Annotated in this window: 14 protein-coding genes; 4 read left to right on the plus strand and 10 right to left on the minus strand. The window is 62.0% G+C overall.

Translation table 11 applies throughout. The annotated features are described in order from the left end of the window. Nucleotides 1-6: 6 nt before the first annotated feature. The 7 genes from aroB to AC1MEK_RS07905 form a co-directional block, all read right to left on the minus strand. On the minus strand, nt 7-1,110 hold the full coding sequence (aroB, locus tag AC1MEK_RS07875; protein ID WP_480395707.1) for a 3-dehydroquinate synthase: 1,104 nt from the start codon (nt 1,108-1,110) through the stop codon (nt 7-9). A gap of 130 nt (nt 1,111-1,240) precedes the next feature. Next, on the minus strand, nt 1,241-1,759 hold the full coding sequence (gene aroK, locus AC1MEK_RS07880) for a shikimate kinase AroK (RefSeq protein WP_480395708.1): 519 nt from the start codon (nt 1,757-1,759) through the stop codon (nt 1,241-1,243). A gap of 4 nt (nt 1,760-1,763) precedes the next feature. Continuing rightward, on the minus strand, nt 1,764-3,884 hold the full coding sequence (locus AC1MEK_RS07885) for a type IV pilus secretin PilQ (RefSeq protein WP_480395709.1): 2,121 nt from the start codon (nt 3,882-3,884) through the stop codon (nt 1,764-1,766). Nucleotides 3,885-3,937: 53 nt separating this feature from the next. Continuing rightward, nucleotides 3,938-4,465: a type 4a pilus biogenesis lipoprotein PilP gene (gene pilP, locus AC1MEK_RS07890; protein WP_480395710.1), complete on the minus strand. Its 528-nt coding sequence runs from the start codon at nt 4,463-4,465 to the stop codon at nt 3,938-3,940. After that, nucleotides 4,462-5,109: a type 4a pilus biogenesis protein PilO gene (gene pilO / locus AC1MEK_RS07895; protein WP_480395711.1), complete on the minus strand. Its 648-nt coding sequence runs from the start codon at nt 5,107-5,109 to the stop codon at nt 4,462-4,464. Before pilO ends, pilP begins: the two co-directional genes overlap by 4 nt. After that, on the minus strand, nt 5,106-5,687 hold the full coding sequence (locus AC1MEK_RS07900; protein ID WP_480395712.1) for a PilN domain-containing protein: 582 nt from the start codon (nt 5,685-5,687) through the stop codon (nt 5,106-5,108). Before AC1MEK_RS07900 ends, pilO begins: the two co-directional genes overlap by 4 nt. Further along, nucleotides 5,687-6,751 (minus strand): pilus assembly protein PilM, encoded by a 1,065-nt coding sequence (locus AC1MEK_RS07905; protein WP_480395713.1) that lies wholly within the window; start codon nt 6,749-6,751, stop codon nt 5,687-5,689. The genes AC1MEK_RS07900 and AC1MEK_RS07905 overlap by 1 nt, the downstream gene beginning before the upstream one ends. Before the next feature lie 209 nt (nt 6,752-6,960). Here AC1MEK_RS07905 and AC1MEK_RS07910 point away from each other — a divergent pair, with 209 nt between their 5' ends. After that, nucleotides 6,961-9,441 (plus strand): penicillin-binding protein 1A, encoded by a 2,481-nt coding sequence (locus tag AC1MEK_RS07910; protein ID WP_480396055.1) that lies wholly within the window; start codon nt 6,961-6,963, stop codon nt 9,439-9,441. A gap of 195 nt (nt 9,442-9,636) precedes the next feature. On the opposite strand, the gene AC1MEK_RS07915 is transcribed toward AC1MEK_RS07910, so the two are convergent. The 3 genes from AC1MEK_RS07915 to rpmE all read right to left on the minus strand — a co-directional run bounded on the left by AC1MEK_RS07915 (nt 9,637) and on the right by rpmE (nt 12,133). Continuing rightward, entirely contained in the window at nt 9,637-10,905 is a 1,269-nt protein-coding gene (locus tag AC1MEK_RS07915; protein ID WP_480395714.1) for a malic enzyme-like NAD(P)-binding protein, read from the minus strand. Nucleotides 10,906-11,090: 185 nt separating this feature from the next. Beyond that, nucleotides 11,091-11,909 (minus strand): thermonuclease family protein, encoded by an 819-nt coding sequence (locus AC1MEK_RS07920; protein WP_480395715.1) that lies wholly within the window; start codon nt 11,907-11,909, stop codon nt 11,091-11,093. Between the two features lie 2 nt (nt 11,910-11,911). Further along, nucleotides 11,912-12,133, minus strand: coding sequence for a 50S ribosomal protein L31 (gene rpmE, locus AC1MEK_RS07925; RefSeq protein ID WP_400731262.1), 222 nt, complete (start codon nt 12,131-12,133; stop codon nt 11,912-11,914). 168 nt (nt 12,134-12,301) lie between these two features. Here rpmE and AC1MEK_RS07930 point away from each other — a divergent pair, with 168 nt between their 5' ends. The 3 genes from AC1MEK_RS07930 (at nt 12,302) to AC1MEK_RS07940 (ending at nt 17,192) form a co-directional block, all read left to right on the plus strand. Beyond that, nucleotides 12,302-14,521 carry a primosomal protein N' gene (locus tag AC1MEK_RS07930; protein WP_480395716.1) on the plus strand — a complete coding sequence of 740 codons (2,220 nt, stop codon included), beginning with the start codon at nt 12,302-12,304 and terminating at the stop codon, nt 14,519-14,521. A 240-nt stretch (nt 14,522-14,761) separates the two neighbouring features. Further along, the gene (gene argS, locus AC1MEK_RS07935) at nt 14,762-16,498 is read left to right on the plus strand and encodes an arginine--tRNA ligase (protein WP_480395717.1); all 1,737 of its coding nucleotides are present in this window, start codon (nt 14,762-14,764) and stop codon (nt 16,496-16,498) included. Between the two features lies 1 nt (nt 16,499). After that, nucleotides 16,500-17,192 carry an SPOR domain-containing protein gene (locus tag AC1MEK_RS07940; RefSeq protein ID WP_480395718.1) on the plus strand — a complete coding sequence of 231 codons (693 nt, stop codon included), beginning with the start codon at nt 16,500-16,502 and terminating at the stop codon, nt 17,190-17,192. The last annotated feature ends 38 nt before the right edge of the window (nt 17,193-17,230 follow it).

Consider the following 17,230-nt stretch of genomic DNA (forward strand, 5'->3'; position numbering starts at 1 on the left):
TTATCATTAACCTCTAAGCTGATCCACCAGGGCGCGGTAGTCCGCAGCCAGAGTGGCCTGTAGTACTTCTCTTGGATATTCGTCGGTCACCACGGCTTCGCCCATATGGCGCAACAGCACCAGCCGCATGCGACCGTCGATCACTTTTTTATCAACCGCCATGTGCTCGAGGAAATGCTCAGGCGTCATGTCTTCAGGCGGAACCACCGGCAGCCCGGCACGCTGAAACAGACGGATACCACGATCTCGTTCCTGCTCGCTGATCCAGCCAAGACGCGCCGACATTTCCAGCGCCATGACCGTACCGGCCGCCACCGCCTCACCGTGCAGCCAGACACCGTAGCCCATCTGAGTTTCAATGGCGTGGCCGAAGGTGTGGCCCAGGTTCAGCGTCGCGCGTACGCCGGACTCGCGCTCGTCAGCGCCTACCACCGCAGCCTTGGCTGCGCAGGAGCGCTCGATTGCCGTTGTCAGCGCGACCTGATCCAGGCCGCGCAGCTTGTCCATGTTTTCTTCGAGCCACGTCAGGAACGGCTCGTCACAAATCAGGCCGTATTTGATGACTTCGGCCAGCCCCGCCGACAGCTCGCGTTCAGGCAGGGTATTCAGCGACGCGGTGTCGATCAGCACGGCATTGGGCTGGTAGAAGGCACCGACCATGTTCTTGCCCAGCGGATGGTTGATGCCAGTCTTGCCGCCCACCGAAGAGTCCACTTGAGAAAGCAGTGTGGTCGGAACCTGGATGAAATCCACCCCGCGCTGATAACAGGCAGCGGCAAAACCGGCCATGTCGCCGATCACACCGCCGCCCAGGGCGATCACGGTGGTGCGGCGGTCATGGCGCGCGGTCAGCAGGGCGTCGAAAATCAGCTGCAGGGTTTCCCAGTTCTTGAACGCTTCGCCATCGGGCAGCACGATCGGCAGCACGTTGAAGCCCGCCAGCGCTTTGGTCAGACGCTCGATGTACAGCGGCGCGACGGTGCTGTTGGAAACGATCGCCACCTGCTTGCCCGCGATATACGGCTTGAGCAGTTCAGGCCGGTCCAGCAAGCCTTCGCCAATGTGGATTGGGTAGCTACGTTCGCCAAGCTCGACCTTGAGTGTCTGCATGTGTCCCCACAATGTACTAACAATTGGATGCCCGGGCCGCGCGTGACTGCATCGAATGGCCTCGGGCGCAAAGCCGTCGGGCGACCCTGCTTTTTATGGTCGCCGAGAATAGCGCATTTCCGTCTGCGCTTTAACGGGGAGGAAGCTCGGCCAACAGCGCGAGGATGTCAAGAACCACCATCCGCGGTGGCCGCTCATCGGTTTCGATGATGACGTCGGCGATTTCCCGGTACAGCGGATCGCGGATCGTCAGCAGGTCGCGCAGCACCCGGGCAGGGTCTGCGGTGCGCAGCAGCGGCCGGTTGCGGTCACGGGAGGTACGCCCCACTTGCTGTTCCACCGAGGCGTGCAGATAGACAACGCGCCCGCCGGCATGCAATGCACGGCGGTTTTCTTCACGCATGACCGCGCCGCCACCGGTCGCGAGCACCACGCCGTCATAGGCGCAGAGCTCGGCGATCATGGCCGCCTCGCGATCCCGAAAGCCCGCTTCACCTTCCTTGTCGAAGATCCACGGGATATTGGCGCCCGTACGCAGCTCGATTTCCTTGTCGGAATCCTTGAAGGGCAGTCGAAGCTCTTTGGCCAGCAAGCGACCGATGGTGCTTTTGCCAGCCCCCATCGGTCCCACAAGTATTAAATTTCGCACAGAATCAACGACTCACCGCAATCGCCTGGTTGTTCATGATACGCGGAGTGAGGAACACCAGAAGCTCGGATTTGCTTTGAGTGACCACATCTCGACGGAAAAGGCGGCCAACATACGGCACATCGCCCAAAAATGGCACCTTGTCGACGACTTTATTCTGCGTATTGGAGAACACGCCACCGATCACGACCGTCTCGCCGTCGGAAACCAGCACCTTGGCGTTGACCTCGTTTTTCTTGATCGGCGGCACGCCCAATACGGTATTCACGTAATCGGGTTCGTCCTTGGTGACCTTCACTTCCATGATGATGCGGTTGTCCGGGGTGATCTGCGGGGTCACCTCAAGGGACAGCGAAGCCTCCTTGAACGACACCGATGTCGCGCCGCTGGAGCTGGCTTCCTGATACGGCACTTCCGTACCTTTGAGGATTTTCGCGGTTTCCTTGTCCGAGGTGACCACCTTGGGCTGGGATACCACTTCGCCATTACCGGATTTCTCCATGGCGCTCAGTTCAAGGTCCAGAATCGTGTTGTTGGTCAAAAAGCCCAGGCCAATCGACGAAGTCGGGTCGCTGACACCCAGATCCACATAAGGACCGTTGGTGTTGCCCACGCCGGTCACTGTGCCGCTACCGCCGGTGGTGAAATTGCCTTTGGTGCTCGAACCGCCCCAACGCACACCCAGTGACTTGTCGTAGTCGACGTTGGCTTCGACGATGCGCGCCTCGATCATCACCTGACGCACCGGAATATCCAGCTGCGAGACGATGCGGCGCAGCTCGTCCAGGCGATCCTGGGTCTGGTAGGCGATGATGTTGTTGGTGCGCTCGTCGACGGTGATCGAACCACGTTCATCGGATTTACCGTCACTGCTGCCGCTGGTGACCGACTGGAACAGCTTGGCGATATCGGCTGCCTTGGCGTAGTTGACCTGCAACAGCTCACGACGCAGCGGCGCCAGTTCGGAGATCTGCTTGAGCGATTCCAGTTCCTGGCGCTCGCGGGCGGCAATCTCGTCAGCCGGTGCTACCAGCAACACGTTGCCGACCTTGCGCTTGTCCAGGCCCTTGGTCTTGAGCACCAGGTCCAGCGCCTGATCCCACGGCACGTTCTGCAGGCGCAGGGTGATGCCGCCCTGAACGGTGTCACTGGCCACCAGGTTGAGGTTGGTGAAGTCAGCAATCAGCTGCAGCACCGAGCGTACGTCGATGTCCTGGAAGTTCAGCGACAGCTTCTCGCCGGTGTAGACCAGTTTTTCCGCGTTACGACGCTCAAGATCTTCGTTGGTCAGGGGACGTACGCTGATGGTCAGCTTGTTGTCGGTCTGATAGGCCGAGTAGTCGAAGGCGCCGGACGGCTCGATGGAAATGCTGGTCTTGTCGCCGGTGACGCTGGAATTGACGTATTGCACCGGGGTCGCGAAGTCCTTCACATCCAGACGCACCCGCAGCGGATCGGGCAGCTGAGTGCGGGCGAAGTCGACGCGAATCTTGCCGCCCTGCTCCTGGATGTCCGGGGCGATGCTCGGGTCGCTCAGTTCGATGACAACGTTGCCTTCACCCAGCTCGCCGCGCTGGAAATCGACGTTCTTCACCGAGCGCGGGCCCGGTGCGTAGGAACGGGCAGCGGGCTTGGCCTGGGCCGTCTGCGGCGCGGCAGGTCGGGCCTGGGCCGACGAAGCAGGCGGCACGCCGACCCGCGGCGCGCCCTGGGCGGTGCTCGGTTGCGAGCCTTGCGCAGCGGCAGCGCCCTGGCCGACGACCACGAACAGGTTGTTGCCGTCAACCCGCGAGCTGTACGGTGCAAGCGTGGTGAGGTTGATGATCACCCGGGTGCGATCCTTGGCCTCGACCACCACCACGCTGTGCGCGTTGCCCGAGCCCAGGTCGCGGCTCTTGGTCTGCAGCTGGCTGGTCACGCCGGGCAGGTCCAGCGCAATGCGCGCCGGCTGCTCGGTGGTGTAGCCCCGCGGCGCGGCGACCGGGCCGTCGAATGACAGTTTCAATTCGACCCGGTCCCCCGGCAATGCGGCGACATCCAGTGTCTTGAGGTTGGCCGCCTGGAGAATCGGTGAAAGCATCGCCATCCCTAGCGACACGCCGATAATCGAAAGAATCCTAGTCATGTTCACATTCCACCACTGTGCCGATCCGAAGGTGTATCGCTTGCTTGTCGTCTTCATGAGCGTTCCTTCAGGGAAATGCTGCGCGGTCGCTCAAGCCACGCCCCCTCGCCATCCGGCACGATCTCGATCACCTGCACCGCCGAATCGGTGATGCCGACGATCCGTCCGTCGTTGCGGCCCAGGTAGTCGCCCACCTTGACCCGATGCACGCCACCGGCGCCGCGCAACAGGGCGAAGGTGCCCGTTTCGTTGCTCAGCGTGCCGACCATCTCGAAGCCTTCGATGTTGAAGCCTTCCAGGAACTGCTTGACCCGGGTCGGGTCCGGCTGGACCAGACGCGAGCCCTTCTGGCGGTTCACCAGGTCGATCTTGACCGGTGGCTGGAAGGGGCTGCGCAAGCTCGATGCCGCATAAGTGAACGCCTCGTAGGGGCGAAACTTGGGCATCGGCTCGATATTGCCCACCGGGCGCGCGCGCACCTCGGCCATGAACTGCTTGAGGTCGGCGAAATCACCGGAGTTGTCGCAACCTGCCAAAGTCATCAGCGTGACGCCGATGCACAACCAATGCACGGCCCTCATTTCGCCTGTCCTTTGTTGTCAGTGTTCTGAAGTCCCTTGTCGTTGTAGCGATAGGTCTTGGCCAGAATGCTCATGCGCAGTTTTCCAGGGGACTTGGGGTCCACCGGTTTGATTTCGAAATCATGCAGGGTGACGATGCGCGGCAGGCTTGAGACACCGCTGACGAAGGTCGCCAGGTCGTGATAGTTGCCGGTGACGGTTATCTGGATCGGCAGTTCGATGTAGAACTGCTGCGCCGTCTCGGGCAACAGCTTGATCTCTTCGAACTCAAGGCCACTGCCAAGGCCGGTGCGGGTGATGTCTTCCAGCAGGCCCGGCACTTCGGTATCGCCCGGCAGCTGGCGCAGCAGGGCACCGAAGGTGTTTTCCATTTCCACCATCTGCGCCTTGTAGGCCGGCAGGTTGGCGGCCTGATAAGCCTTGTTGGAGAACTGCTCGCGCAGAGTCGTCTCGTCGTTGCGCGCCTGATCCAGTTGTGCCTGCAGGTCCTGGATGTAAAAAAAGTAACCACCGGCCAAAACCAGCACCAGCAGCAAGGCGCCGGCGATGGTTTTCACTGCCGACGGCCAGGAACCCAGATTGTTGACGTCCAGGTCGTTGATGTCGATCTTGCGCAGGCTGTCGAGCCATTCATTCACATTCATGGCTTGGCACCTTTGACATCACCTTCTACGGCGGGCTGGGTCTGACGCACGGTCAACTGAAAGGAGTTGGACTGATCGGCAGAACCGGCAGCGCTGTTGGCTTTGACTTCAGTCAGGTTCGGCGATTCGAGCCAGTCGGAAGCATCCAGGTTGCGCAGCAGGTCCGAAACGCGGTTGTTCGACTCCGCAGCGCCGGCGATGCTGATCACCTGATCGGTCATCTTCACCTCGCTGAAATACACACCGTCCGGCAATGTCCGCGCCAGCTGATCGAAAATCCGCCCGATGATCGGCCGGTTGCCTTGCAGGTCCTGGATAATCTTCATCCGTTCGAGCAGCTGCTTGCGCCGCGCCTTGAGCTCGCTGATTTCCTTGATGCGGGCATCGAGCTGGACGATCTCGGTCTTGATGAACTGGTTGCGGGCATTCTGGTGATCGATCGAGCTGCTCAAATATTGATCAGCGAGAAAGATGGCGCCGATACCGGCTACCAATACGCCAGCCAGGGAAATCAGAAAACGCTTCTTGCGCTCCTCGCGTTGCTGTTCGCGCCAGGGGAGTAAGTTGATCCGTGCCATCAGTCGAAGCTCCTCAACGCCAGACCGCAGGCGATCATCAGTGCCGGGGCGTCGCTGGCCAGTGCGCCCGCGTTGACCTTGGCGCTCAGGGCCATGTCGGCGAAGGGGTTGGCGACCATGGTGGGGGTGCCCAGACGCTCCTGGATCAGGCGGTCGAGCCCGGCAATGGAGGCTGTGCCGCCCGCCAGCATGATGTAGTCGACCCGGTTATACTGGCCAGCGGCGAAGAAGAACTGCAGCGAGCGCGAGACCTGCTGGACCACCGCATCCTTGAACGGCTGCAGCACTTCCAGCGTGTAATCGTCGGGCAGCCCGCCCTGTTTCTTGGCAAGCCCCGCCTCGCCCTGGGACAGGCCGTAGCGGCGCTGGATCTCTTCGGTGAGCTGGCGCCCGCCGAACAGTTGCTCGCGGGTGTAGATGATGCGGCCGTTGTGCAGCACGCTGAGGGTGGTCATGGTGGCGCCGATGTCGATCACGGCCACGGTCAGTTGCTCGTGATCCTGCCCCAACTGGGCAGACAGCAGGCCAAAGGAGCGCTCCAGTGCATAGGCTTCGACGTCGACCACCCGCGGGGTCAGCCCGGCCAGCGCCAAGGCGGCCTCGCGCACTTCGACGTTTTCCTTGCGACAGGCGGCGAGCAGCACGTCGACGCGCTCAGGGTTGCGCGCCGAATAGCCCTGCACTTCGAAATCGATGGCGACTTCTTCCAGCGGGTAGGGAATGTACTGGTCGGCTTCGATCTTGAGCTGGTTTTCCATCTCGTCGTCGGAAAGCCCGGCATCCATCTCGATGGTCTTGGTGATAACCGCCGATCCGGCCACGGCCACCGCCGCGATCTTGACGTTGCTCTTGGCCTTGACCAGCACGCGCGTCAAGGCATTGCCGACACCTTCGAGCTCGGCAATGTTCTTCTCGACCACCGCGTTGGCAGGCAGTGGCTCGACCGCGTAAGACTCGACCTTGTAGCGGGTTCCGGAACGGCTCAGTTCAAGGAGTTTTACCGAGGTGGAGCTAATATCGATCCCTAGAAGGGTATTGGCCTTCTTACTAAAGAGTTCGAACACAACCGATTCCCTATGCGTTTCCGTCACTTACGGATAATTTCTTGTCCAGCACCACTGCCGACAGCCTTGACAGTAGCGCAAATAACGCTCGACGACGAAAAATGCTTATAATGCCCAGCGTTTTTTTCGTGTTCCAACGCTTCAAGGCGTGTTCATTTGTAAATGCCTGCGCTTAACCCATTCTTTTTTCTGGAAATCCAAAAGCCTTGATACGCCTGCTGAAGTTTTTCTGGTGGTCCATCGTCGCAATCGTCTGCGGCCTGTTGCTCGGTCTGAGCGGCGCCTTCCTCTACCTGTCCCCGAACCTGCCCTCGGTTGACGCCCTGCGCAATATCCAGTTGCAGATCCCGCTGCGGGTGTACAGCAGCGACGGCAAGCTCATTGCCGAATTCGGTGAAATGCGTCGATCTCCCATCCGCTTCGCCGAAATTCCGCCCAATTTCATCAGTGCCCTGCTGTCCGCCGAAGACGACAACTTCGCCAACCACTACGGCGTCGACCCCAGCAGCCTGATGCGCGCCGCCAGCCAGTTGGTCAAGAGCGGGCACATTCAGTCGGGTGGCTCGACCATCACCATGCAGGTGGCCAAGAACTACTTCCTGACCAGCGAGCGCAGCTTCTCGCGTAAAACCACCGAGATTCTGCTGGCCTTGCAAATCGAGCGCCAACTTACCAAGGACGAGATTCTCGAGCTCTACGTCAACAAGATCTACCTGGGCAACAGGGCCTATGGTATCGAGGCCGCAGCACAGGTTTATTACGGAAAATCGATTCGTGACTTGAGCGTTGCACAGATGGCGATGATCGCCGGTCTGCCCAAGGCACCGTCACGATTCAACCCACTGGCCAACCCGGTGCGCGCCAAGGAGCGCCGCGACTGGATTCTGGGCCGTATGTTCAAGCTGGGCAAGATCGACCAGAACACTTACCAGACCGCCCTGGCCGAGCCGATCAACGCCAGCTATCACGTTCAGAGCCCTGAAGTGAACGCGCCGTACATCGCCGAAATGGCCCGCGCCGAAATGGTCGGCCGTTACGGCAGCGAAGCCTACACAGAAGGCTTCCGCGTCACCACTACCGTGCCGAGCGATCGTCAGGAAGACGCCAACAAGGCGGTCCAGGACGGCCTGATCGAATACGACCAGCGCCACGGCTACCGCGGCCCGGAAAGCCGCTTCCCGGGCCTGACCCGCGATGGCTGGACCCAGGAATTGACCAAGCAGCGCACCATCAGCGGCCTTGAGCCTGCGATCGTGACCCAGGTCGACAAGAACGGCATCCACGTCCTGACCCGCAACGGCGAGAAGGAAGAAACCGTTGCCTGGGACAGCATGAAGTGGGCAAAACCCTTCCTGAACACCAACAGCGTCGGCGCCAATCCGAAGCAGCCGGCCGATATCGCCCATGTCGGCGACCTGGTGCGGGTGCAGCGCCAGCACGACAACTCGCTCAAGTTCAGCCAGATCCCGCAGGCGCAGAGCGCGCTGGTCTCGCTGGATCCGCACAACGGCGCGATCCGCGCACTGGTCGGCGGCTTCGCTTTCGAGCAGAGCAACTACAACCGCGCCATGCAGGCCAAGCGCCAGCCAGGTTCGAGCTTCAAGCCGTTCCTCTATTCTGCCGCGCTGGACAACGGCTACACCGCCGCAAGCCTGGTCAACGACGCACCGATCGTGTTCGTCGACGAGGCTGTCGACAAGGTCTGGCGTCCGAAGAACGACACCGGCACCTTCCTGGGTCCGATTCGCCTGCGCGAAGCGCTGTACAAGTCGCGTAACCTGGTGTCGATCCGCCTGCTGCAGAGCCTGGGCGTCAACACGGCGATCAACTACATCACCCGTTTCGGCTTCAACAAGGCCGACCTGCCGCCAAACCTGTCGCTGGCCCTGGGCACCGCAACGCTGACACCGATGGAAATCGTCAGCGGCTGGAGCACCTTTGCCAACGGCGGTTACAAGGTCACGCCTTACCTGATCGACAAGATCGAGGACCGCGAAGGCAAGACGCTGTTCGTCGCCAACCCGCCGACCGTGCCGGCCAATGACCCGAATCCGAAGCTGGTCAACGAAGCCGCCGTGAGCGACGCATCGACTTACGCCGCACCGGAAACCCCGGCGTTGACCACCAATGCGGCGCCGAATGCCCTGGACAGCAACACCACCGGCGTGCCGCCTGCGCCAGCCGTGGCCGAGCGCATCGTTGACGGGCGCACCACGTACATCCTCAACAGCATGCTGCAGGACGTGATCAAGCGCGGCACGGGCCGTCGCGCCCTGGCGATGAACCGTCCGGACATCGCGGGCAAGACCGGCACCACCAACGATTCGAAAGACGCCTGGTTCTCCGGCTACAACGGCGACTACGTGACCACGGTCTGGACCGGCTTCGACCAGCCTGAAAGCCTGGGCCGTCACGAGTTCGGCGGCACCGTCGCCTTGCCGATCTGGATGAACTACATGAGCGCCGCGCTCAAGGACAAGCCGCCGCACGTCCAGGCCGAGCCTGATGGCATCCTCAGCCTGCGCATCGACCCGATCAGCGGCCGCTCCGCCACGCCGAGCACGGCAGGTGCGTTCTTCGAGCTGTTCAAGAGCGAAGACACCCCACCCAGCGTGAACGAGCTCAACGGCAGCCCGGCCCCGGGCAGCCCGCTGCCAGCGGACGAGTCGGCGCCGATCGATCTGTTCTGAGTTCCTGCAAGAGATCTTGGGGTGTTGAAGATCTTTGTGGGAGTGAGCTTGCTCACGAAGAGGGTGGCCCACCTGTAATACTTGCGGCGGCCAGACGCCTTCGTGAGCAAGCTCACTCCCACAGACTCTACGCGCTACCGCCACCCACAAAAAAGCCCTGCACATGTGCAGGGCTTTTTGTTTGCCGCTCAGCTATCAGCCGTTGAAGACATCATCCACGCTGTTGAGCGGGTAGTGCTTCGGATACGGCTGGGTCGCCACGCCGCTTTCGATGGCGGCCTTGGCCACGGCATCGGACACCACGGTCAGCAGACGGGCATCCAGAGGTTTCGGGATGATGTACTCACGACCGAATTCCAGCTTGATGCCGCCGTAGGCGTCGCAGACGTCCTGAGGCACCGGCAGCTTGGCCAGGTCGCGCAGGGCGACGGCGGCTGCGATCTTCATTTCTTCGTTGATGCGCTTGGCGCGAACGTCCAGGGCACCGCGGAAGATGAACGGGAAGCCCAGCACGTTGTTGACCTGGTTCGGGTAGTCCGAACGGCCGGTGGCCATGATCACGTCGCTGCGAGTGGCGTGGGCCAGCTCTGGCGAGATTTCCGGATCAGGGTTGGAGCAGGCGAACACGATCGGGTTCGGCGCCATGGACTTCAGGCCTTCAGGGCTCAGCAGGTTCGGGCCGGACAGACCGACGAACACGTCCGCGCCTTCCAGGGCATCGGCCAGGGTGCGCTTCTCAGTGGTGTGAGCGAACTGCGCCTTGTACTGGTTCAGGTCGGAACGGCCGGCGTGAACCACGCCATTGCGGTCGATCATGAAGATGTTTTCGATCTTCGCGCCCATGCTCACCACCAGCTTCATGCAGGAGATGGCCGCAGCACCGGCGCCCAGGCAGACGATCTTCGCCTCTTCCAGGGACTTGCCAGCGATTTCCAGCGCGTTGAGCATGCCGGCCGCGGTCACGATCGCGGTGCCGTGCTGGTCATCGTGGAAAACGGGGATGTCGCACTGTTCGATCAGGGCCTTTTCGATCTCGAAGCACTCAGGTGCCTTGATGTCTTCCAGGTTGATGCCACCGAAGGTGATGGAGATGCGCTTGACGGTGTCGATGAAGGCTTGCGGGCTTTCCGAGTCGACTTCGATGTCGAATACGTCGATACCGGCGAAGCGCTTGAACAGCACGCCCTTGCCTTCCATAACCGGCTTGGAGGCCAGTGGACCCAGGTCACCCAGGCCGAGAATCGCGGTGCCATCGGAGATGACCGCTACCAGGTTGCCCTTGCCGGTATATTTGTACGCCAGCTCAGGGTCGCGACCGATTTCGCGGACCGGCTCAGCTACACCCGGGCTGTAGGCCAGGGACAGATCGCGAGCTGTCGCAGTAGCCTTGGTGAGTTCGACGCTCAGTTTTCCCGGACGAGGATTGGCGTGATAGTCGAGCGCGGCAGTTTTTAAATCTGACATGAGGGCATTCCGCTATTTACTGTTGGACAGACGGACGACGGAGCATACGCAAGTCAGAAAGTCCTAACAAGACTGGCGAGTCACCGCTGTCAAGGGCCCTGCTCTACGACTTTCAGCGTAGAGCCGCGAAATACAAGGGCCGCAATCAGAACAATCGTTTAAGCAAAATGTCTACAAAATACGGTTTATTTTGTATTCAACATTGCTGAATGAGTGATCGGCATCATCCAGCGCGCCTGTCCTTGCTTCAGACCGCCACGCCGGGAGCGATCCACCACCCAGCCGCGAGCCTCGATCTGCTGCCCCTTGAGGCGCTGCAGAGAAGCGACATCGAACTGACCGGCCAGATTGGGCGCAATGCGCAGCACCAGATTGTCCGAAAGCTCGATCCAGATCCCGCCGCCATTGCGCTGAACATTGACAACCTGCCCCGAAACGAGAGCAAAGCCACCCTTGTCGATCTGGCTGGCCGGCTGCACCGGGGAATTGCGCCACAGCCCCAGTCGGGCCTGCCGGGCTGCGTTTTCAGCCGCTTGTTGGCAACCCACGATGGCCACGTTCGGCGCGACCGCCACCAGATAGCCCAGACCCTCGCTCAGCAGTTGCGCTTCCAGGTTCGCGCCGTTGCGGCCGTAGACGTTGGCCAGAGTTCGTCCGTACTTGTCGGCGGCCTGCTCGCCGAGCTGCAGGCTGACCTGACCGTCACTTTCATCGACCAGCGCCTGCAAACGACGCTTGGCCGCCTCGGCGAAGGGCTCGGCCGACTGACCTTTTTTGCCAGTTTCTGGCGCATTGAGTCCAATCATGCGCACGCTGCGGCCATCGCTCAGGCGCAAGGTGTCGCCATCGACCACCCGCTGCACCTGAGCGGATGGCAACGACGCGGGCGCCGGACAGAGTGCCGAGGCCAAGGGCAGCCAAATCGCAGACACAAAAAAGGCGCCCGCAAGGGACGCCTTTTTCAGCAGTCTGGAGTAGCTCGGGGAGCGGTCCAGAATCGCCATTCTTACTTCGCTTTAGCAGCGCCGAAAGCACCGAAACGCGATTTGAAGCGGTCAACACGACCACCCGCGTCCAGAGTCTTTTGCTTACCGGTGTAGAACGGGTGGCACTCGTTGCACACGTCCAGGCTCAGAGGCTTGGCCAGAGTGGAGCGGGTCTTGATGACGTTGCCACAGCTGCAGGTTGCGTCAACGGCTTCGTAAACTGGATGGATATCAGCTTTCATGGGTATTTCCTCGGACTGGCGTGCCGCCATCCAACACTATTGTTGAATACCGCACGCAATTAGGCGGCGAATATTAACAGAAGACGCAAATCACGCAAGGGAACGTTAAGGCCGGTCGTCTGCTAAGATCGCGCCCCTGGTCATACTCCGTAACAGGAAATCCCCCGCGTGCCCGACGCCATCCTGCGCCTTGCCCTGCCCTCGCCTTTGCGCCGCCTGTTCGATTACCGCGCCCCCGCCGGAATCGATCGCAGCGCCTTGCAGCCCGGCATGCGCCTGCGGGTGCCGTTCGGCCGCCGCGAGATGATCGGGATTCTGGTGGAGGTCACCGACCACAGCGAAGTGCCCGCCGACAAGCTCAAACCGGCCATCGCCCTGCTGGACAACGAAGCGCCGCTGCCCGCCGCGCTGTTCAAGCTGTGCCTGTGGACCGCCCAGTACTATCAGCACAGCCTGGGCGACACCCTGAGCTGGGCGCTTCCGGTGCTGCTGCGCCAGGGCGAACCGGCCGAAGTGCGTCAGGAGCGCTTCTGGCAGATCGCCGAGGGCGCCAGCGTCGACGACCCGCGCATCGCCCGTGCGCCGAAGCAGAAAGAAGCGCTCAGGACACTCGCCCAGCATCCCCACGGCGTTGCACATCAGCTGCTGAGCAAGCTGATGCTCAACCGCGACAGCCTGAACCTGTTGCTGGCCAAGGAACTGGTGACCGTCGAAGTGCGCGGCCATGCACCTGTGGAGCGCCACGAACACTGGCTGGCCCAGCCGGAACTGCCGCTCAACAGCGAACAACGCGCAGCCTTCGAGGCAATCCGTTCGGGGTTCGGCAGTTTTCACGCCTCGCTACTGGCGGGCGTCACCGGCAGCGGCAAGACCGAGGTCTACCTGCAGTTGATCCGCGAGACGCTGGAGGCCGGCAAGCAGGCGCTGGTGCTGATCCCGGAAATCAACCTCGGCCCGCAGACCCTGGCGCGCTTCGAACAGCGCTTCAACGCGCGCATCGCCCTGCTGCACTCGGCAGTCAACGACCGCGACCGCCTCGACGCCTGGCTGGCGGCACGGGACGGCGAGGCCGACATCATCATCGGTACGCGCTCGGCGCTGTTCACGCCGATGAAGAACCCTGGCCTGATCATCATCGACGAAGAGCACGACGGCTCCTATAAACAGCAGGAAGGCTTGCGCTACCACGCCCGGGACCTGGCGCTGGTACGCGCGCGTCAGGAAGACATCCCCATCGTGCTCGGCTCGGCCACGCCTTCCCTGGAAAGCCTGCACAACGCCCACACCGGCCGGTACGCGCTCCTACGCCTGAATCAGCGGGCGGGCGGCGCCAAACAGCCACGTTTCCTGCGCCTGGATGTGAAAAGCCGGCCACTGGACAGCGGCATTTCCGGGCCGATGCAGCAGGCCATCGGACAAACCTTGGCGGCAGGCCAGCAAGTGCTGGTGTTCCTCAACCGCCGGGGCTTTGCGCCAACGCTTTTGTGCCACGACTGCGGCTGGCTGTCGGAGTGCAAGCGCTGCGACGCGCGTATGACCGTTCATCAGCGCTCCGGCGAGCTGCGCTGCCATCATTGCGGCTACTTCGAGCGGGTGCCGCGCAACTGTCCGGCCTGCGGCAAGGTTGACCTGCGCCCGGTAGGTGCGGGGACCGAGCGCGCCGAGGAGCGGCTGGCGATTCTGTTTCCCGATTACCCGGTGCTGCGTGTGGACCGCGACAGCACCTCGCGCAAGGACGCGATGAACCAGCTGTTCGCGACCATCCAGAAAGGCCAGCCATGCATCCTGGTCGGCACTCAGATGCTCGCCAAGGGCCATCACTTCCCCCGCGTGACGCTGGTGTCGATTCTGGATGCCGACGGCGGCCTGTTTTCCGGAGACTTCCGCGCCAGCGAGCGCATGGCCCAGTTGATCGTGCAGGTGGCCGGGCGCGCCGGGCGGGCGGAGGAGCCCGGCAAGGTGATCATCCAGACTCACCTTGCCGAACACCCGCTGCTGATCCAGCTCACCGAGCAGGGCTATTTCGCCTTCGCTGAACAGGCCCTGAGCGAACGCCGCGCTGCGGGTTTGCCACCGTTTTCTCACCTGGCCTTACTACGCGCAGAGGCCCACAAACCGGGGCAGGCGGAGGGTTTTCTCGACGAAGCCTGTGCGCAAGCGGAACACTTGTTGAAGGAAATGTCGCTGGGCGGGATTGAACTGTTGGGCCCGGTTCCTGCTCCCATGGAACGTCGCGCCGGACGCTATCGCGCCCAGTTGCTGATCCAGGCCAACGCCCGGGCGCCGTTGCACCGGCTGTTGGCGACCTGGTTGCTGATGCTGGAGAGCATGCCCAGCGGGCGGGCGGTACGCTGGTCGCTAGATGTCGACCCGGTCGACCTTTATTAGCTGCAACGCATACCTGTAGGAGCGAATTCATTCGCGAAAAATCGTACGGTCGATAAAGATGCGTCGGATGTACCGACCATTCGCGAATAAATTCGCTCCTACAGAGTGAAACCGCGCATCAATACAAATCACAACCGCACATCCAACGCGGTTGGCAAGGTGGCTCCGGCAACGGATAATGCCCAGTTTTTCCACCCGCGCATCGAAGCGCTGCCGCGCTTGCGGTCGAAAGAGAGCCTCATGAAAGACACCATTCGCCAGCTGATCCAACAAGCCCTGAGCCAACTCGTCGCCGAAGGCGTATTGCCAGAAGGGCTGACGCCAGCGATTCAGGTGGAAAACGCCAAGGACAAGAAAAACGGCGACTTCGCCAGCAACATCGCCATGATGCTGGCCAAGCCTGCGGGCATGAAGCCGCGCGACCTGGCCGAGAAGATCGTCGCCGCGCTGCCGGCCGACGAGCAGATCAGCAAGGTCGACATCGCTGGTCCCGGCTTCCTCAACTTCTTCCAGAACACCCAGGCCTTGGCCTCGCGCCTCGACGCGGCGCTGGCTGACGCCACCCTGTCGGTGCGCAAGAACGGCCCGGCCCAGCGCGTGGTGGTCGACCTGTCGGCACCCAACCTCGCCAAAGAGATGCACGTCGGCCACCTGCGCTCGACCATCATCGGCGACGGCGTGGCCAGCGTGCTGGAATTCCTGGGCGACACGGTGATTCGGCAGAACCACGTCGGCGACTGGGGCACCCAGTTCGGCATGCTGCTGGCTTATCTGCAGGAAACCCCGGCCACCAGCGACGAGCTGTCGGACCTGGAAAACTTCTACCGCGCCGCCAAAGGCCGCTTCGACGAGTCCGAAGAGTTCGCCGAGCGTGCGCGTGCGCTGGTGGTCAAGCTGCAGGCCGGTGACGCCGAGTGCCTGACGCTGTGGACCCGCTTCAAGGACATCTCGCTGTCGCACTGCCAGGAAGTCTACGAGCGCCTGAACGTCAAACTGACCCCGGCCGACGTCATGGGCGAAAGCGCCTACAACGACGATCTGGCCAACGTGGTCAGCGACCTGAAAGCCGCCGGCCTGCTGGTGGAAAGCCAGGGGGCGCAGTGTGTGTTCCTCGACGAATTCAAGAACGCCGATGGCGACCCGCTGCCAGTCATCGTTCAGAAGGCCGGTGGCGGCTACCTGTACGCCACCACTGACCTGGCGGCCGTGCGCTACCGCAGCAACGTATTGAAGGCTGATCGCGCGCTGTACTTCGTCGACCAGCGTCAGGCCCTGCACTTCCAGCAAGTGTTCGAGGTGGCCCGTCGCGCCGGTTTCGTCACCAACGGCATGCAGATGGAGCACATGGGCTTCGGCACCATGAACGGCGCCGATGGCCGCCCGTTCAAGACCCGCGATGGCGGCACCGTCAAGCTGGTCGACCTGCTGGACGAAGCCGAAGAGCGCGCCTACGTGCTGGTTAAAGAGAAGAACCCGGACGTCGCCGAAGACGAGCTGCGCAGCATCGCCAAGGCCGTGGGTATCAGCGCGGTGAAATACGCCGACCTGTCCAAGCACCGCGCCAGCGACTACAGCTTCAACTTCGACCAAATGCTGAGCTTCGAAGGCAACACCGCGCCGTACCTGCTGTACGCCTACACCCGCGTGTCCGGCGTATTCCGCAAGCTGGGCGAGGCGTTCGACGAGACCAAAGGCCAGATCATTCTCGAAGCCGAGCATGAACAGGACCTGGCCGCACGCCTGGCGCAGTTCGGCGAGACCGTGAACAACGTCGCCGAGAAAGGCACGCCGCACGTGCTGTGCGCCTACCTGTACGATCTGGCGGGCCTGTTCTCCAGCTTCTACGAGAACTGCCCGATCCTGAACGCCGAAAACCCCGAGCAACAGCAGAGCCGTCTGCGCCTTGCGCACCTGACCGGCCGCACCCTCAAGCAAGGCCTGCAACTGCTGGGTCTGGAAACTCTGGAGCGTATGTAACTTGGCAGTCAAAAAGAAACCCGCTCCCAAGCGCGGCGCCAGCCGGTACGAGGCGCCCGCAAAGAAGCCGATTCCGGGATGGGTGTGGCTGGCGATCGGCCTGTCGGTCGGTGCCTTCATCGTTTTCCTGATGAAACTGGAGCCCGGTGGCGGTGACGACATCAAGCGCGCCAAGGCTGAAGCCAAGGCCGCCAAGATCGCCGAAGCGAACAAGACGCCGCCGAGCCCCACGGCGCCGGTCAAGCCCAAGTACGACTTCTACACGCTGCTGCCCGAGTCGGAAGTGATCGTGCCGAACGAGGCCGTACCCGAGAAGACGCCGCCTGCGGTGGTGACGCCGACCACGCCGGTCACGCCTGAACAGGCGGCGAAGATCGACACCGCGCGCGCCCAGGCAGCCCTCAGCGGCCTGACGCCACCACCGGCACCGCCGGTGGCCAAGCCTGCGGCGGTGACTACCTTCTTCCTGCAGGCAGGTTCCTTCCGCAAGCAGACCGACGCCGAGAAGGTCCGCGCGCAGATCATCCTGCTGGGCCAGACTGCGACCGTCGAGTCGGGCACAGTGAAGGATGAAACCTGGTACCGCGTGCTGGTCGGCCCGTTCAGCAACCGCGAACAGCTGACCACCGCGCAGAAACAACTGGCGGGTGGCGGATTCAGTAACCTTTTGTTGCAACAACGCCAGGCCCGTTAATTCATTGAAAGCGCATTAAACCTGTGGGAGTGAGCTTG

The organism is Pseudomonas sp. 2, assembly GCF_056627435.1.